Consider the following 15916-nt stretch of genomic DNA (forward strand, 5'->3'; position numbering starts at 1 on the left):
TGTTCAGAGATTCCATGGATACGGTCCTCATTATCGGCTACATCGCCGGCGCCCTCACCACCATCTCGTTCATCCCGCAGGTAGTCAAAGCATGGAAGATGAAAGAGACGCGTGACCTCTCGCTCGCGATGCTCGTACTCTTCGCCATCGGTGTCCTCCTTTGGACACTGTATGGCATCTGGGCCGGCTCCCTGCCCGTCATCGCTGCCAACGTGATCACGTTTGTCCTGATCCTCGTGCTCCTCTTCCTGAAATTACAGTATAAGTAATTCAACCCGTCAACGGGCGTGTAAGGAGAGTTCCGGTTGAAAATGGATTGTCAGTTGCATGCCGACATGACGTATAAAATATTTAAAAAGATTGGAATGTTCAGTCCTGAAGGAGCACAAGGCATCCCGAGAGGATGTCGTGCAGTCCCTGGTGCTTTTTCGTGAACCCGATCATGATGAATCCGATGAAGATGATCAGGACGGATATGTATTTCCAGAAAAAGCGGAGCGAGGTCCTTGCAAAGGTTGCCTTGTTCCCTGCGAGATCCGTGACCACGAGTTTCATGAGCACCTTACCGGGAGTTGCCTGGCTGCGGGACGATTCGAAACCCGCATAGTAGACCCATGGGACAACAACGAGAGTAAGTCCGTAGGCTGCAATGATCGAACCCAGCAGTGCTGCCATCGATCCCTCGGTTGTCAGTTCGGCAACCGGCACATGCTGGAATGCGTAGAAGTACAGGTTCTGGATTCCCCTGAAGAGACCGAGAGTCCCTGCAAGGATCAGATCCAGCAGCAGAATGAGGATGATATCAATGATGAATGCAACAAGCCGCCTGCCCAAACCCGCGTACACCCCGACCTCAGGCCCCTCGTCCTCTTCCGGAAGGGCCACGGATATCGGCTGGACCGACTCAATATCGGCCCCGCACCACTGGCAGAATTTTCCGGAGGCATCAGTCTCTTTTCCACATTTAGGACAGAACATTCGTTTTACTCCTGATATGTAAAGTTAATCCGGGTGTCCTTTTTAATTTAACTGTTCTTTCCTGCATTTTTTCAGGAATTGTTCGTTCCGAAACGGTTTTTTTCCCGCTCCTGGATCCTGGAATCTCGTGTCCGGCCCGGTCCCCACGGAGCACAAATCAGTAATATGAATACATGCAAGCAATCTGCATGAAATACGCCCTGATTCCTGTAATTCTGGCGGGACTGGTGCTGTGTGCGCTCTCTGCCGGCTGCACGAGTCCGACCCAGGCAGAGATGAAACCGGTGGAAACCCCGACCCCTCTCCCGATCACGACTTCCGCCACGGCAATCTCAACCGTTGTCGCAACACCGTCCCAGGTTGAGACGCTGCCTGCCGAGCAATATATCGACCTCCAGCTCTCCAAGGAGCGCCCCGATTATACACTCCACCTCCTCTTCAACGGAGGCAAGGGAGAGTTGTTTGTCCAGAATATCCTGATGAAAGCGACCCTTGCGGATGGCAAGGTCGTCGAGCAGTACATGAGTGACGGTGAGAGAAAGCCACGGCGGGGAGACGAGATCACCATCCCGGGCACGCGGGGCAGCGGCATCGACCGGGTCGAGGTCTTCGTGACCAGCGCGGGCAGGACCTACAAGGTAATGGACCAGCCGTTAATGACCTACATCTATTAAATTCCCAAAAAAGATCCTTTTTTAATCCCTTATCCCGTGTGGTTGATCCTGCTGATCCGTTCGGTATATTTCTGCGTCGCGAACCCGAGCAGGGCAACAACGGCAAGGATTGCGATAAGCACGACCCACTGCTCCGCGCCCGCGGTTCCCACGGCTAGGCGGGTCAGGAGGTTCATCGGGTTGGCCGGCAGGGAGAGGGCGAACAGGATCACGACGACGAGCGCGGTCGAGAAGATGAACTGGGCTGCAGTTCGCTCGCGGTAATGGAGCGCGGTGAGCGTCCCCAGCAGGATCAGGACGAGCGAACTGACGGTTACATGCAGGAGGATCAGCCCGGCATTCTCGATCGCGATCCCATTCACCATCAGCAGGACCAGCCAGATCCCAGCCTGGACCGGGACGAGCACCTCGCAGGCCAGTACCTTGCCCCAGACCATCTCGGAGAATGTGACCGGGGTCGAGACGAGCGTTTCCAGCGTGTCGTGCTGGTACTCCTCCGTGATCAGATCGATGACGAGCGCCGAGGCAATGATCGCCGGCATGAACACGAGCAGCGGGATCAGGAGGCCGTATACGAACTCGTAGAAGTCCCCGCCCCCGCTGGAAGCCGGGATCCGGAGCGGCAGGGGCAGTTCGTTCAGCCTCTCCTCGCGGACCTCGCGGAGGACCTTCTCGTACCGCAGGAAGATATCCTTGAGCTTGACATCCACGATCGCGCTCTGGATATCATTCTGGAGCGTATAGAGCGTGATCTTGACCGGTTCCTGTGCATCCGGGGGGGTGTCCGGGACCCAGATCACCGCCGCGAGTTTTCGTTCCTTAAGGGCCGCAACTCCCGTGGAGAGGTCCATTTTAAAGACCCGGAAATCCTTGCTTCCGTACAGGTAGGAAAGCACTTCCGAATCATTGCCCGCGTATCCCACGTTGTACTTGAAATGCGAGTACTTCGAGAGCGACGAAGGGTCGTACATCGAGGTCAGGCCGACCATGAGGAAGGATGAGAACAGGGCAATGAAGAGCTGGAGCAGGATGGCAAGCAGGATCGTCCGCTCGGAAAGGAGGCCCCGGAATTCCTTTTTTGCAATGATCGAGAGGTGCCGTGCCTTCATCAGAACCACCCCAGGATGAAGTAGAGGTTATAGAGACAGTGCACGATCATCGCGAGGGCAAGGCCGGGTACAAACCCCTTTGTCCCCCACTTCTTCAGGCAGCAGGCAACGATGAGCACGCACGCGAAGTGGAGGAGGAGCGGGAGCCAGAGCGAGCCGATGGAGAGGAAGAGGATGCTGCCGAAGACCGAGTCCGAGATCTGCGCGAGGGTGACAAAGAGGAGGAGCTTCTCGCCCACGAGGAACCCGATCGCGGTCGCCCCGCAGGCAAGGACGAGGTTTTTCCATGTCAGGAACGCGGGGTCGCGGACATAGAGCGTATAGATCCCGACACCCTTTGCGATCTCCTCGATCAGCGCCGCAAAGAGGAGGAGGCAGACGAGCGAGAATGGCATGGGCAGGTTGAAGAAGAGCACGAGGCACATCATCTGCACCATGAAGACGAACGGGATGGAGAAGCCCGTGAGCAGGAACAGCGAGAGGAACGGGTGCCTGCGCGAGAGGACCTCCGAGAGGAACTCCCGCATCCGTGTGACCAGCCCCCTCTCCGAGAAGAGCCGCTCCTCCTTGAAGTTCCGCGCAGCAATGTAGAAGAGGATCGCCCCTGTCAGCCAGAAGAGCGAGGTCGAGTACAGGTAATCGGTCGCCGTCCACACGGAGCCCTGCATGGTGAGGACGATCAGGGTCAGCGGGGAGATGAGGCTGATCACATGGACGTTGGCAAAGATGCTCGGGAAGAAGAGGTATGACGTGGCCACGGTCGAGAAGAAGATGGAGACAAACGAGAGCTCCTTGAAGCTCCGCGAGAGCATCCCGATGATGAGCGCGTTTGCAAGGAAGAAGAAGATCACCGGGATTAAGGGGAGAAGGATCAGCCACGGGGCCTGGATCCAGAGCGTGAGGGCGGTACAGATCGCGAGCATCCCGAGGAAGTAGGGGAGCATCTTGCCGATGATGATGGACGAGGCCGCAACAGGCGTCGAGAGGAGGATCTCCCCCCGGCGCTCGATCCGTTCGTTCATGATGCTCATCATGAAGAACTGGCTCGTGAAGTAGAGCGGGAAGATGAAGACGAAGACAAGGATGATGGAATCGAACGGCAGGGGCGGGGAGAGCTGGGACGGCGTCTTGAACGTGCCCATGGCTGAACTGCTGGATGAGAGGGCGTCCGTGTACCGCGAGATCTGCGTGTTCTCCGCGTTCGACACGACCAGCTGCTCACGGAGTTCCGCCTCCGTGACGGAGAGGGTCGGGGACGGTGTGGCCAGCTGCTCCACCTCCCCTTCCGGCACCGGGGCAGACCGGACCGGCGCGGCACTCACGTACTGGCCGCTCTGGGTGGCGAGGAAACTGAGTTCGCTCTTCACGCTCTGGACATCGATCCAGAGCGGGTACGCGGCGAAGAGGTCGTCCTGCTGGTTGTACACGCTGTTGACGTACTTGGCATAATCGCGCTCAAGGGTCTTCTGTGCGGCACCCGCCCGGCTGCTCACTCCTGTATACACGGCCCCGTTGATGACGATGAGGTCAAAGTCACCCCGGTGCGCGATCAGGTCCGGCTCATCGGCCTCGTACACCATGAAGCGGGGATCGCTTGCGAGCAGTTGCCCGATCTGCTGGTCATCGACACCCACTTTGTACATGCCGTCCTGGAGATGCAGGCCGGCCTGTGCGGAAAAACCGGTCACCGCGACAAGCAGGACAAAGAGGATGACCGCGAGCGGGAGGACGTCCCTGCTCATCATGGAAAAGGATTTCTTTACTTCCCATTTCGCGATGGTCAGGATGTCAGTCAGTGCGCCCATCAAATCTCCTTGGTTTCTGTATTGTGGCCCTGCCCCTGCGAGGAGTCATGAAAGGGCCGTCCTGGTCCGATAGTGAGTGTAACTCCGGATTCCTATATGTAATTCTCGATCCCGGCATGTGCGAAAGCGAAAAGCCCCTGCCGGATCATGATATGACGACATTGTTTGCCGTGTAATGGTAACCCAGTTCCTCCGACAGGAACGGCATCAGGTTATCCACATCGTAGAATGTGTGCTCCAGCAGGGGGTCATAATACGAGAACGGCCGGCCGACCTGCGCTTCAATACGCCGGACAGCCTCCTGGATCTCATCGTCTGATTTCCAGCCGTCGTCCTGCCCGGGCCAGATGCGGTACTCCCGATCAGAGATCGCGATCAGCTGCTTCACGTGGTATCCCCGTTCGGTCATGTTCGCGGTTGCTTCCAGGTCGCCGATTGAGAATGAATAGAGGCTGATGACACCGGACCCCCGGCAGGTCACCCACATCCGGGGGTGGGTGTGGATGATGATGTACGGCCGGTCCTTTTTCATATTTTTAGCAAACAGGTCGCCATCGATGCTCCAGTAATCCCCCTTGACGAAGGTCGATTCGCCAGTTGTCACATCGATAAGGTACCCGAGCTCCTTGGACTTCTTCACCTCGCAGTCCTGCGTCCCGTCCGGGTGCGTGATGACGGTATCTGCGACATTGCTGTCGATGAACATCTCCAGCTTGTTCCGTGCATCCACGATCCGGGCACTGAGTGCTGCATCGGAGATCTGAGTGAGCGTGGGTGTCGGCGTGGGGACGGTTGTCGCCACGGTTGTAGTTGCGGGAAGTGCAGATGTTGTCATTTCCGTAATTGCCGGAACCGGCGTGGTGGGCAGCGGAGTGTTCTCAGGAGTGATGATCGTTTGCAGGGTGGCTGCTGTGATGGCCGGGGATGCCTGCGTGGACCCGGCATCCTGGTCCGGTGCGGTACACCCTGCAGCAGCAATGAGTACGAGAATGAGCAGGACAACCACGTTCAAAACCGGACCGGGGCTCCGGGGCATAGAGCAATGAAGGGTACGCAGGAATAAAAAGAATGAGGTCGGCAAGAGCCCGTGCAGGCATCCCAATCTATATCACATTGACAACACAAGTCTGATCGAGAAGGCGACCCCGCATGATCACTGCCCGCGGACTCAAGAAGGACTTCGACGGCTTCCTGGCACTCGATGACGTCAGTTTCGAATTCGAGGACGGCGAGATCTTCGGCATCATCGGCCACAACGGGGCGGGCAAGACCACGCTCCTCAAGATCGTCTCCGGTCTTATTGCCCCGACCGCCGGGGAACTCTTCATCAACGACATCGATGTGGTGAAAAATCCCCTTGCGCTCAAGGAGAACCTCGGGTACCTTCCCGAGGAATCGCACCTCTACGAGACGATGACGGCCGAGAACTACCTCGCGTTCTTCGGGGAGATATACGGGCTTTCGCCGCAGGAGATCCGGGTACGGTCGGACCAGCTCTTCGCGGCCCTCTCGCTCGAACCGGATGGCAAGAAGATCGGGGAGTTCAGCAAGGGCATGAAGCGGAAAGTGGCGATTGCCCGCTCGCTGATCCATAACCCGGGCTTCCTCGTGTATGACGAGGCAACGAGCGGTCTCGACCCGATGACCTCCCGGTTCATCGCGGACTACCTGCGCCGGCTCCGGCAGGACAAAAAGACGATCGTCCTCTCGGCCCACAACCTGTACCAGGTCGAGGCGATCTGCGACAAGGTGATGATCCTCCGGCGGGGAAAGATGGTCGCGTTCGGTTCCATGAAGGAGCTCCGCGAGCAGTTCGGCTCGCTCACATACACGATCTTCTTCTCCATTGATGACCCCGCAAAGCTGATCGGGCATTCGAAGACCTACCGGCAGGAGGAGGGCTTCTTTGTCTGCGAGGCAGAGGAGATGAAGGAGCTCAACGAGTGTACGGCAATCATTACCGAAGCCGGCGGCCGTGTCGAGAAGATCGAGTCCCGCTACCCTTCGCTTGAGGAGATGCTCCTCAAGATCGGGAAGTAATCCCCTTCCAGCGCCACCCTTTTCTTAAAGCCCGTCCAATGATGGTCTCACAACCATGGCGGCATCCGGCACAGGGTGTCTTGCCGTCAGGGAGAATTGTTATGGCAGCTGAAATGCACATTCGCGAGATGCAGGAGAGCGACCGCGATGCGGTCATGCGGATATTCAACCATTATGCAGCAACAAGCTTTGCCGCATATCCGGATGGCCCGCTCCCGCCGCAGTTCTTCGCCCCCTTGCGGGAAGGCGCCCTGTCAGCAGTCGTACTGGAAGACAACCATGGCGTTGCCGGCTTCGGTCTCCTGAAACCATTCCTCCCGTTCGCCGCGTTCAGGAAGACCGGGATGCTCACATATTTCATCGCGCCTGAGTTCACCGGCAGGGGGCTTGGGGCCCGGCTGCTCGGGCGGCTTGTGGAAGATGCAAAAAAGGCCGGGCACACAACCCTCGTGGCCAACATATCCTCAAAGAACGAGGCGAGCATCCGGTTCCATGCAAACCAGGGGTTCACGTTTGCCGGCACGTTGGCCGGTGTTGGCGAAAAGTTTGGGGAACCATTCGATGTTGTCTGGATGCAGCGGCCGGTTGAATGAGCCCCCGGTTTTTTCTTTTTATTACTGTGAGAGGGGGATTATACCACCCGGACAACCGCCCCGCGGTTCCGGGCTGAAGTGACCAGCGTTGTCCCACCGATAGCGTGCCCTGCCATGGATGCACGGGCTGCTTTCTCAATGTCCTGCATGCCCGTGTCCCCCACCGCGTAGACGGCGGGCCCAAACGAGCTCATGCCCGCCCCGGCAGCACCGGCATCACGCATGGCGGAGAGGAGGCCGGTTACGGCCGGCGGCTGGAGACTGAGTTCCACGTTCTTGAACCCGAGGCCCTGGACCGCGCTGATCGATGAGCCGAAGAGGTCGAGGTCATGCTCGACAAGGCCGGGCAGCATCCGCATCAGCACCTCATGGGTGAGGGCCCGGACCTCATCGAGTGGGACCGGGCAGCGGGTACGGAAGATATCCACCTCATGTCCGCCGCTGGCGCCGGGCGGGAGGTCAGGGACCGCAAGCAGGACCTTCCAGTCCTCCGGGAACTCGTGGCGGGCAAGGACCGGCGGTGGACTGACGCCCCGCGAAGCAGCCGAGGGGCGGAAGTCCGATTTCTCGCAGCCGGCGCCGAACCGGTGTCCCCCGTCAAGAATGAACCCCCCGTGATCGAATGCGGCGGTGCCGATCCCGGAGGTCCCGCCCCGCCCCGTGAGCCGGGCGAGCTCGCGAGCAGAATGGTGACGGTCGTGGAGCTCCGTGATTGCCTTTGCCACGGCCAGCGCGAGCTGCGACCCGCACCCGAGGCCGACATGCGCAGGGAACTGCTGCCTGACCGTGATCGCAACGCTCCCGCCAAGGCCGAGCTTGTGCAGTACGTCCACTGCGACCTGCCCGATCCGCTCTTTCATCTTCGGGTCGCAGCCGGTCACCGAAAGGACCGGTGAGAGCTCTGCTTCGATCAGGATGCCGGGGTTGTCAAGCGTGATGCCGATACCGCCGTCCACCCGACCCGACCCGCCGTGCATGTCGATGAGCGAGATATGGACCCGCGAGGGCGTGTCAACGATGACGCGCCGGGTATCGAGGAACCGGTTGTAGGGGAACCGCTCTTCGATGAAGATGAGCGGCTGGCCCCCGTGGATGATCTGGTACTGCCGTGAGAGGAGCGGCTCGTTTTTGCAGATGGAGAAGAGCCGGCCCGCGTCTTCCGTTGCGGGGAGGACCCGGGTGTTGAGAATTTCCCGGCGGGCTTCGATATGGTGCTGCTTTATGATCTTCCCGATAGGGATGTCGGCCCTCATCAGGTCGTCCCTGAACTCCGGCGAGAGGCGGTTGACGGGGGTGTGGGACACGGCGTAGATCAGCACTTCGCCGCTCTCTTCTGTTTTGATCTCAACAATCCGGAAATTGACCGGGTCGCCTTCGGCAATGCTCAGGTGATCCGCTGCAGTGCGGTCGGCCGGGACGATCTCCTGCACGAGTGTTTTTATGACAACTTTCTTTCCGGTGATCGATTCAAGGAGCTGGGTGACCGAACCGTCCGTGCCAAGGAGGAATTTTTGGACGGGCGAGATCCGGCCGACCTGCGCCTCCATCTCCCGGATTGCCTGTGCAATGTCCATCACATCAACCTTATCACGGGAAATAATAAGGGTGCTGATGCACCACGTCCGGTTTTTATGAAAAATCAAAAATCCTGAAACGGCCCGCTGTTTCAGCGCTCCTTCCGTGACCTGACGGGCCGCCGTGACGGTGCGGTGCCGGGAGGCATGGCTGGCAGGACCTGTGCGGTAATTTCCGCAAGTGACTCGGTAGTAAGCCGGCCTTTTTTCCCGATTACGTCCCTGCCCGGAATGGTGAGTGCCCGTGAAGTCATCACGTAACTTTCTCCGAAGAGATCGAGTCCCCCGGTGGCAAAATCGTCGATAGTGAGTGGCATGCAGGGTGCATCGGACGGCGGCTTGCTGCTGACCGGGCAGATCCGGACCGTGCCGTTATCGAACGTGCGGATGACGATGACCGGCCGGGTCTTGGGGGAAGTCCGGTCGTCCAGCGTTACCAATGCAAGGAGAACGTCCCCCCTCAGGTACTGGCCCATGCCTACTATTTCCGGCACCGGGAATCATAAGGTGTTTGATCCCGCAGGCGCAGGATTTTTCTCCCCGGGTGGTTCATTCACATACAGGAACGATATATGTGAGGATGGGATGGCAGCAGTACAACCGACAGCACACGAGGCCTCGCTCCTGATGGGAGCGACCATGACCGTATCCATGATCGGGATATTTATCGGTATTTTCTATCTTTTTATCGACATTGACATCGCTATCAGGATAACGGCAGCAGTCCTTGTCGGTCTTGTGGGAATTATCAGTTTCATCCGCCATTCAGTCTTCTACCAGTCCGACCAGGTACGGATGGGATGGAGACAGGACCACCCCGAGTTCCAGCTCGAAGTAGGGTACGCAAACCTTGCGTTCGGCATCTGGGCACTGGTTGCGGCAGCCCTCAACTGGGTCCTTGTCTGTGGCGTAATGCTTGCCATCTATGCGACCTACCTCCTCTGTGCCCTCCTTCTCCACCTCCATGAAGCGCATGCAAGGGATGACCTGCATATTCCGGCACACCGCTCGCGGGCAATGAAAAGCGTGGTTTCGACCGGGTTTTTTGTGCTGGCGCTCTTTTTGTTTGCCGTGGTGGCATTTGCCCGGGCGGGCGTGCTGCCGTTCGTACAGCTGTAACACGGGCTATCCCTTTCCGGGACCAGGATCGCAATGCCCGGCGTGCCCGGAACAGAATCCTTAATGCCCGGGCATCCAGATGAACAATAATGACACGCTGCGATCATTGCGGCAATGAGACCACCATGCCGTTCACCTGCCAGCACTGCGGGGGAAAATACTGCGCAGACTGTCGGCTCCCGCCCAACCATAACTGTACGGGACTTGGGAGCTGGAACAGGAAACCCCGGCCGGCCGTGGGCATGAGCTACAGCAGGGGCGGCGGCGTGAGCGCAACGGGTGGGGTGGCCGCTGATGCCCGGCGCAGGCCGGCAAAGAACGCAACCGGTAGGATCCCGTACCTGAAGATCATGATTGCCATCATTGTCCTGATCCTGCTCGGTCTTGCCGGGCTCATTTTTTCCGGGTACCGGCTTGGATGATTAGATGAACCCGCATCTCCGGTGATCGAAGAAAGGTCCTACGGCCCCGGTCCTTTGTATCCGTATCCGTTCTCCGCAATACTTTTTTTAAAAGCCTACAACAACAGATCCCTATGACCGATACACGGGCAGTCCCGGCCAGCTACGAGATCGCCGGGTTTTTCTGGGCTACGCTCGCAGCGGCAGTCGTGCTCGCCCTCCTGATCCTCATCCTTCCCGGCGCAATATTCCTGAAGATCAGCAATTACCTCCAGATCCTTACCGCACTTGCCGGTGCCTTTGCCCTCCTGTACCTCTGGCAGAAATCCCCAAAAAAGGAGTTCCTGCTCTGGGCTGGTGCCGGGCTCGGGCTGTGGGGGATCGCAAACATCGGGTGGTACGTCACCATCCTCATGGGCCAAAGAGACATGGTCTTCCCCGGCATCATCGACGCGGGGATCATCGCCTCGATCCTCATCCTGGCGTTCGCGTTCCGGAAGGGATTTGCCCGCAAACCCGCAGCCCCGTATATCTCCCTGTGCATCCTTGCAGTCTCCCTTCTCATCCCCGTAACGGTCATCGCGATTGTGGGGCTGAGCACGGCAACACTCGTCACGCTCATCTACTTTGCCGCCTGCGGGATCCTGCTCGTTACCGGGCTGAACCATGCGCCAAAAGAGTCCCCGATGGTCCTTTCCGGCGTCGCGATCTTTGCGCTCACGTTCATGATCTATCCCCTCCGCGAACTGCACCTGAGCACGAACCCGATCCTGCCGGTGATCGGTACGTTTGTTGTCATGGGTTTTTCCTTACTCGTCCTCGGGCTGCTCCCGATCAGCAGACCGAAACAGACTGCGTAAAAAAGGCCTCTCTTTTTTATTAATGGCAGATCAGAAATACGGCTCCTCTCATCCTGCTCCCGGACCCGGATTAGTAAAATTTTGTCACAGAATTCTGATAAACCCTGAAAATGAGAGCACTATCCACTCAACCGGGCAATTGAACGGATTGATCCGGTCCGGATGCTGGAGGCATTATATGGAAGAGAAAAATATTTCGATCCTGATTATCGGTATCATCATCATGATTGGCATTGCGATTGTTCTTGCGGTGCAGTTCGCAGATCCAGTGTCTTCCCCCTATCCTCCTGAAGACCATGGTGTCATTACCTTGGTCTCTTCTCTTGCAACAACACCGGTTGCCCCCGGCACAACGGTAAAAGCACTAGATGTAAAGATCTCGCGGCAGCAGGCACAGGCCCTTCTGGATGAAGGGGAAATCCATGGCTATTCTATTGCCGGCATCACTCTGACCGACCGGTATCCCGGGAAAATCCTGTACGAATTCTCCTTAATACCGGATAAGACATCCTTCCGTGAAGCGAATGCAACGATATTCATCGACGCGGAGACCGGCGATCCCTATACCCCGCTGCAAGAGCAGGCAGGGATATCGATCGAACAGGCAAAAGCATGTGCCCGCGAGGCATTTCCGGAACTATCTGCAGATCGCGTCAGGATACGGTTTTCCGATGGGTCGCAGTACATGCGGAGCTGGGCGTTCGAGCTGATGAAGGGCGAGGAGAAGCTTGTCGAGGGCGGTCTTGATGCGGACACGGGCGAACTGAGCTCGTACTTCATTGGTATCACGCGTCTGGACCGGCCCGAGACGCCATCTGTCACGATGGATGCTGCACAACAGACGGCGGACCGGGAGATCCGGGAACGCAACGGTGATATACCGGTCGTCCAAGTCGATGCCCGGCTGGACCCGCTTGGGATGCCCGGTGAAAAGATTGCCGGGAAATATGTCTTTGTTTACAGGAGAGTCATCCACGGCGTTCCCTGCGACAGCGACGGGATTGTTGTCACGGTGGACTCCGTTGCAGGAACTGTTGTCAACTACCACAAGTCGTGGAGCCTTCCTGAGGATGCCGTGGCATTGCCCGCAGAACCGGCAATATCAAGGGATGCTGCGATAACAACCGTGCAGCAGGAGGCGGAAAAGATCTATCCGGCATCCGCTGCCGGCCTCCGGATAGTCTCCGCCGAACTCCGGTGGAAGGACTTCCACAACCCGGACAAGATCACCCCGGCACCCGGCAGTATCCCGCTTGCCTGGAAAGTGCAGTTCGATGACGAGACGATCCGGGCACAGCAATATCCGAACCCGGAAACCGGATGGGTCGATGCACAGAACGGGACACTGCTGTATCTGCATTACTACCACCGGAACTGACCGGCTCCCCTTTTCACCAGGGAGCAACCTGTTTATTGGAATGATAAAATAATGACACAGAAATCATTTAAATGCCTGTTCCGATACTGGTTCAGATACAATCGGGAGTTAATGAAGATGGAATTTAGAAAAACCCTTGCCCTGAGCTTCCTGGTACTCATTGTTTTCATGGCCGCACCGGCAACGGCTGGCCTGACATTTGAATCAAGTTGTCCGCAGACGATTGCGGAAGGGGATACCTTCACGATCCACGGGACCGGTGTAACAAATGGATCCGTTACCCTTCTGGTATTCGGCCGGCACTATTTCCACACCTTTGCGGCAGATCCTGATAACAAGGGCGACTTCTCCTTTATCCTTGGACCGGAAGAGACCCGGAACTTTTCCGCCGGCCAGTACGCGTTTGTGATACAGGACCCGGGTGCGAACGGGCAGTCCGAGATTGGCACCCGCATTTCAGGTTACGGGAATATTGCGGTCACGGACCGAGGAGTCAGCGTTGCCGACCTGGGACCTTCCGCAGGGCTGAAACCGTGGGTCCGGTCCGAGGTCGAAACCCTCATGGCAGCATCCGAAAGGGCAGGGGTCGACGATATCTTCCGGGCGGAGTACTTCTTTGTCGAACTTCCTTCCCTTCATTTCGATCAGCAGAGCGATCCGGAGACCGGCCGGTTGATCCTTGACAGCAACAATCCCCGCCGGATGGTATTTTCCGGGATAACCAACATGGCGCCGGAGAATATCCTGACAGCACAGATCCGGGACGCAACGTCCGGAAAAGAGATCTTCATCGATACCGTTCCGGCTATCACACCTGTGACCGGGACGGAGCCGGGGAGGCACAGTTATTGGAACACATGGCACTACAGCCTTGACCCGGCACGGCTTTCACCCGGCGAATACAGCATCACCGTTGGCTGGCAGAAAGAGTCGTGGTGCGGTACCGGCACAGCCCTCTTTTTGGTTCCGGATGCGGAGGCAACGGCCCGGTTCGTTCCCGGGCCCTACCTGTTTTCACTCATGGATTCCGGAATCTTTGCCGGGCTGTGAGCCACTCCCCAGGCCATGCACCGGGTCGGCAGGGAACCCTGCCAGAGCAGGGATCTCTCCGTTGCCATTTCTGATAATTGTCCCGGCGTCCCCGGTAAGCGAATACTGCACGGGTCTGCCAGTCTTTTCCCGGTCCTGCTCGGCAAGTACGATCCCGTCCTGCACCAGCATCTGCATGTGGTACCAGAGCGCGGGTCCTGAAATGTCCAGGTTCTTTTTGAGTTCCATTCTCGGCGTGGCATCTCCCATCTCCAGCATTGAGAGGATTTGGCTGCGCAAGGGGTTGTCCCGGTGTGCCATGATCTTCTGTTCGAGTTCTGTAATCCCGGCCTTATGCATATAGTACCGGGTCAGGCCCCCCTCTTTTGTTTCCTGCACAATGTTGAAGAATGTGAGCTGGCCAAGGTGATAGAAGAGCGTGCCGCGGTTTATTCCAAGTTCCCGTGCAAGGGAACTGAAATGGCACCCGGGATGGGATTGGATAAATTCCGCTATCCGTTCCCGCAGGGGATGATCGAGCAATGTCTTCCTGCTTATCCCGCGGAACCTGAACCAGAGAAAGAAGCCCAACCCCCCAAAGAGAACACTCACAACAACCCGGGCCAGTTCGGGAGAGATCATCCCCACGTAATGGAGCACCATGATCTCCGGGGGGTGGAACATCCGGGGTTCCCCATGCACGGAAGGATCCCCCCACAGGAACAGGGTCAGCGAATTCAGTATAGCATATATGCAGATAATGGCGATGAGAAGGAGGAACCCGTACCAGACCGCATGCCGCAGAATCCTGATTATTCTTTTGGCCTGTACCATTATCCCATCTTTTTAAAACAATATATTTAATACATTTGGTAAAATTTTGTCACAGAAATTTTAAGGCGATTTTTATCGTATCCCCAGATTGGATGCACGGTTCGCTTGCAGTGAAGCAAAAAAACCTGCTTCCAGGTGAAAAAAATGGCAAAAGGACTATATCGGCAACTGGCATTGCTTATCGTTATAAGCATACTCTGTATCGGCACCCTGCCGGCTGTAAGTGCAGCAGATGCAAATGGGGGCTCAGTTCGGACATCTTCTGCAAACCCGGAGCAGATCGTGTTAATCAACAAACTCTGGGGTTCTGACATTACTGTCGGGGAGTACATGGAAAAAGTCCATCCTGAACACCTTGTGGGCGTTTCGGATGAGGTGAAAAAGGATCTGTACGAGCATAAGATGATCTGGCCCGACGGAAATAACCAGGATAGATTTTCTGAGCTGTCAAAAACGATAACCATGCACGTAAGCGGGTGGATAACTAAAGTCAGCAGTACCCGAATCCGGTATGGGGGCACATCAACTGTAACTGGCATGAGCGACCCCCCCGGCTATATTTATATTGAGGCGTTTTTAATGAAGGATGAAGTTACACAAGTAGATTCAACCTCTGCCTCATCCACCGATGGGGTATATACGATTAGTACTCAAAACAAGTTGTATATGTGGCCAGAGGCTGGTGACTACGATGTTCATACCTTTGGATATATCAGCCATCCCTATCGTGAGGCGTCTGGTGAATCGGATTCAATAACAATCCCATAATCCTTTTCTCTTTTTCCTGCTTAGTCACAATGATTCACAGACCTCGGAACAGAATTTCATGAAACTTCTATTACAGATGTGTGGAATTTCCCTCTTCATTCTCCTGGTGACTACTCCCGTGGCCGCCCTCCTTTCCGGTACAGACATCCCCCTCTATTCCTCCCATATTACTGAAGATGAATCCGGCAACCCGTATTTGGTCTATTCGGAGCCTTTTAACCTTGACCGAGACCGGATTGTCTGGCAGACGGCCCGACTGACACCATCTCCTACAAAGTTTATTTCCAGTACCATCTGGATGATGAACATGTCGGATGGGGAGACGCGAATCCTTGCCACCACACATTCTCCCGATCACTCGTATAGGGTCGACACCCCCCTTGGTCTGGCGGGCGGGCATGTCGTGTGGAGTGAGAATTCCACGATTTTCCTGTACGACCAGGCAACCGGGGAAAAATCTGCCCTCACCTCCGATGAAATAAGTGTTGAGGATCCCAGCCTCATGCGCGATAACCAGTATCCGGTCATTTCTGGTGACCATGTTGCTTGGATACGGGTTCAGATTTACCCGATCACTATGTACGAAATTGCCCTCTTTAACCTGACAAGCCAAACCCGCCGGATTATTCACACCGGGCCCGGGAAAATCAGCACCCTTTCCATGGACGGTTCCCGGATCGTCTGGTCTGATGATCGCAACGAACCGGGCAGCGGTGATATTTATCTCTTCGATTTGGATCTAAATGAGGAGATC

The 15916-nt window shown here is 56.7% G+C and carries 17 protein-coding genes and 1 pseudogene; 11 read left to right on the forward strand and 7 right to left on the reverse strand.

Going from position 1 to position 15916, the window contains the following annotated elements; all coding sequences use genetic code 11:
- The first annotated feature begins 14 nt into the window (after positions 1 to 14).
- Entirely contained in the window at positions 15 to 269 is a 255-nt protein-coding gene (locus M0R30_RS12060) for a SemiSWEET transporter (RefSeq protein ID WP_292547226.1), read from the forward strand.
- Between the two features lie 100 nt (positions 270 to 369).
- Here the strand turns inward: M0R30_RS12060 and M0R30_RS12065 are convergent, their stop codons facing one another.
- Positions 370 to 978, reverse strand: coding sequence for an RDD family protein (locus tag M0R30_RS12065; RefSeq protein WP_292547228.1), 609 nt, complete (start codon positions 976 to 978; stop codon positions 370 to 372).
- A gap of 188 nt (positions 979 to 1166) precedes the next feature.
- Here M0R30_RS12065 and M0R30_RS12070 point away from each other — a divergent pair, with 188 nt between their 5' ends.
- Positions 1167 to 1652 (forward strand): hypothetical protein, encoded by a 486-nt coding sequence (locus tag M0R30_RS12070; protein ID WP_292547231.1) that lies wholly within the window; start codon positions 1167 to 1169, stop codon positions 1650 to 1652.
- A gap of 29 nt (positions 1653 to 1681) precedes the next feature.
- On the opposite strand, the gene M0R30_RS12075 is transcribed toward M0R30_RS12070, so the two are convergent.
- The 3 genes from M0R30_RS12075 to M0R30_RS12085 form a co-directional block, all read right to left on the reverse strand.
- Positions 1682 to 2761 (reverse strand): ABC transporter permease, encoded by a 1080-nt coding sequence (locus M0R30_RS12075; protein WP_292547233.1) that lies wholly within the window; start codon positions 2759 to 2761, stop codon positions 1682 to 1684.
- On the reverse strand, positions 2761 to 4566 hold the full coding sequence (locus M0R30_RS12080; RefSeq protein WP_292547235.1) for an ABC transporter permease: 1806 nt from the start codon (positions 4564 to 4566) through the stop codon (positions 2761 to 2763). Before M0R30_RS12080 ends, M0R30_RS12075 begins: the two co-directional genes overlap by 1 nt.
- Before the next feature lie 145 nt (positions 4567 to 4711).
- The gene (locus tag M0R30_RS12085) at positions 4712 to 5602 is read right to left on the reverse strand and encodes a hypothetical protein (RefSeq protein ID WP_292547237.1); all 891 of its coding nucleotides are present in this window, start codon (positions 5600 to 5602) and stop codon (positions 4712 to 4714) included.
- A 113-nt stretch (positions 5603 to 5715) separates the two neighbouring features.
- Between M0R30_RS12085 and M0R30_RS12090 the strand changes: the two genes are divergently transcribed.
- Together M0R30_RS12090 and M0R30_RS12095 are read left to right on the forward strand one after the other, a co-directional pair.
- The gene (locus tag M0R30_RS12090; RefSeq protein WP_292547238.1) at positions 5716 to 6606 is read left to right on the forward strand and encodes an ABC transporter ATP-binding protein; all 891 of its coding nucleotides are present in this window, start codon (positions 5716 to 5718) and stop codon (positions 6604 to 6606) included.
- A gap of 101 nt (positions 6607 to 6707) precedes the next feature.
- Positions 6708 to 7199, forward strand: a complete 492-nt coding sequence (locus M0R30_RS12095; protein WP_292547240.1) for a GNAT family N-acetyltransferase — start codon at positions 6708 to 6710, stop codon at positions 7197 to 7199.
- A 38-nt stretch (positions 7200 to 7237) separates the two neighbouring features.
- Here M0R30_RS12095 and M0R30_RS12100 read toward each other — a convergent pair whose 3' ends face one another.
- Both M0R30_RS12100 and M0R30_RS12105 read right to left on the reverse strand, forming a co-directional pair.
- Positions 7238 to 8773 (reverse strand): beta-ribofuranosylaminobenzene 5'-phosphate synthase, encoded by a 1536-nt coding sequence (locus tag M0R30_RS12100; RefSeq protein WP_292547242.1) that lies wholly within the window; start codon positions 8771 to 8773, stop codon positions 7238 to 7240.
- A gap of 92 nt (positions 8774 to 8865) precedes the next feature.
- Positions 8866 to 9249: a type II toxin-antitoxin system PemK/MazF family toxin gene (locus M0R30_RS12105; protein WP_292547243.1), complete on the reverse strand. Its 384-nt coding sequence runs from the start codon at positions 9247 to 9249 to the stop codon at positions 8866 to 8868.
- Positions 9250 to 9358: 109 nt separating this feature from the next.
- Between M0R30_RS12105 and M0R30_RS12110 the strand changes: the two genes are divergently transcribed.
- The 5 genes from M0R30_RS12110 to M0R30_RS12130 all read left to right on the forward strand — a co-directional run bounded on the left by M0R30_RS12110 (position 9359) and on the right by M0R30_RS12130 (position 13581).
- Positions 9359 to 9892, forward strand: coding sequence for a DUF6790 family protein (locus M0R30_RS12110; protein WP_292547245.1), 534 nt, complete (start codon positions 9359 to 9361; stop codon positions 9890 to 9892).
- An 89-nt stretch (positions 9893 to 9981) separates the two neighbouring features.
- Positions 9982 to 10314: an AN1-type zinc finger protein gene (locus M0R30_RS12115; RefSeq protein WP_292547247.1), complete on the forward strand. Its 333-nt coding sequence runs from the start codon at positions 9982 to 9984 to the stop codon at positions 10312 to 10314.
- 113 nt (positions 10315 to 10427) lie between these two features.
- Entirely contained in the window at positions 10428 to 11153 is a 726-nt protein-coding gene (locus M0R30_RS12120; RefSeq protein WP_292547249.1) for a hypothetical protein, read from the forward strand.
- Positions 11154 to 11331: 178 nt separating this feature from the next.
- A complete protein-coding gene (locus tag M0R30_RS12125) occupies positions 11332 to 12531 on the forward strand; it encodes a YcdB/YcdC domain-containing protein (RefSeq protein ID WP_292547251.1) in 1200 nt (399 codons plus the stop codon).
- 117 nt (positions 12532 to 12648) lie between these two features.
- A complete protein-coding gene (locus M0R30_RS12130; RefSeq protein WP_292547253.1) occupies positions 12649 to 13581 on the forward strand; it encodes a hypothetical protein in 933 nt (310 codons plus the stop codon).
- Here the strand turns inward: M0R30_RS12130 and M0R30_RS12135 are convergent.
- Positions 13546 to 14394: a hypothetical protein gene (locus tag M0R30_RS12135; protein WP_292547255.1), complete on the reverse strand. Its 849-nt coding sequence runs from the start codon at positions 14392 to 14394 to the stop codon at positions 13546 to 13548. The two genes, M0R30_RS12130 and M0R30_RS12135, sit on opposite strands and share 36 nt — an antisense overlap.
- A 144-nt stretch (positions 14395 to 14538) precedes the next feature.
- Here M0R30_RS12135 and M0R30_RS12140 point away from each other — a divergent pair, with 144 nt between their 5' ends.
- The gene (locus M0R30_RS12140) at positions 14539 to 15162 is read left to right on the forward strand and encodes a hypothetical protein (RefSeq protein WP_292547257.1); all 624 of its coding nucleotides are present in this window, start codon (positions 14539 to 14541) and stop codon (positions 15160 to 15162) included.
- A gap of 118 nt (positions 15163 to 15280) precedes the next feature.
- Positions 15281 to 15916: pseudogene (locus M0R30_RS12145) on the forward strand (hypothetical protein); the annotation flags it as partial.

It is taken from the genome of Methanoregula sp. (assembly GCF_023227875.1).
In the GTDB taxonomy this organism is placed as follows: Archaea; Halobacteriota; Methanomicrobia; order Methanomicrobiales; family Methanospirillaceae; genus Methanoregula.

Bases quoted from the DNA above. Each gene is read 5' to 3' on its own strand.
- M0R30_RS12060 (WP_292547226.1), top strand. From the start codon at position 15: ATGGATACGGTCCTCATTATCGGCTACATCGCCGGCGCCCTCACCACC.
- M0R30_RS12065 (WP_292547228.1), bottom strand. From the start codon at position 978: ATGTTCTGTCCTAAATGTGGAAAAGAGACTGATGCCTCCGGAAAATTC.
- M0R30_RS12070 (WP_292547231.1), top strand. From the start codon at position 1,167: ATGAAATACGCCCTGATTCCTGTAATTCTGGCGGGACTGGTGCTGTGT.
- M0R30_RS12075 (WP_292547233.1), bottom strand. From the start codon at position 2,761: ATGAAGGCACGGCACCTCTCGATCATTGCAAAAAAGGAATTCCGGGGC.
- M0R30_RS12080 (WP_292547235.1), bottom strand. From the start codon at position 4,566: ATGGGCGCACTGACTGACATCCTGACCATCGCGAAATGGGAAGTAAAG.
- M0R30_RS12085 (WP_292547237.1), bottom strand. From the start codon at position 5,602: ATGCCCCGGAGCCCCGGTCCGGTTTTGAACGTGGTTGTCCTGCTCATT.
- M0R30_RS12090 (WP_292547238.1), top strand. From the start codon at position 5,716: ATGATCACTGCCCGCGGACTCAAGAAGGACTTCGACGGCTTCCTGGCA.
- M0R30_RS12095 (WP_292547240.1), top strand. From the start codon at position 6,708: ATGGCAGCTGAAATGCACATTCGCGAGATGCAGGAGAGCGACCGCGAT.
- M0R30_RS12100 (WP_292547242.1), bottom strand. From the start codon at position 8,773: ATGGACATTGCACAGGCAATCCGGGAGATGGAGGCGCAGGTCGGCCGG.
- M0R30_RS12105 (WP_292547243.1), bottom strand. From the start codon at position 9,249: ATGGGCCAGTACCTGAGGGGGGACGTTCTCCTTGCATTGGTAACGCTG.
- M0R30_RS12110 (WP_292547245.1), top strand. From the start codon at position 9,359: ATGGCAGCAGTACAACCGACAGCACACGAGGCCTCGCTCCTGATGGGA.
- M0R30_RS12115 (WP_292547247.1), top strand. From the start codon at position 9,982: ATGACACGCTGCGATCATTGCGGCAATGAGACCACCATGCCGTTCACC.
- M0R30_RS12120 (WP_292547249.1), top strand. From the start codon at position 10,428: ATGACCGATACACGGGCAGTCCCGGCCAGCTACGAGATCGCCGGGTTT.
- M0R30_RS12125 (WP_292547251.1), top strand. From the start codon at position 11,332: ATGGAAGAGAAAAATATTTCGATCCTGATTATCGGTATCATCATCATG.
- M0R30_RS12130 (WP_292547253.1), top strand. From the start codon at position 12,649: ATGGAATTTAGAAAAACCCTTGCCCTGAGCTTCCTGGTACTCATTGTT.
- M0R30_RS12135 (WP_292547255.1), bottom strand. From the start codon at position 14,394: ATGGTACAGGCCAAAAGAATAATCAGGATTCTGCGGCATGCGGTCTGG.
- M0R30_RS12140 (WP_292547257.1), top strand. From the start codon at position 14,539: ATGGCAAAAGGACTATATCGGCAACTGGCATTGCTTATCGTTATAAGC.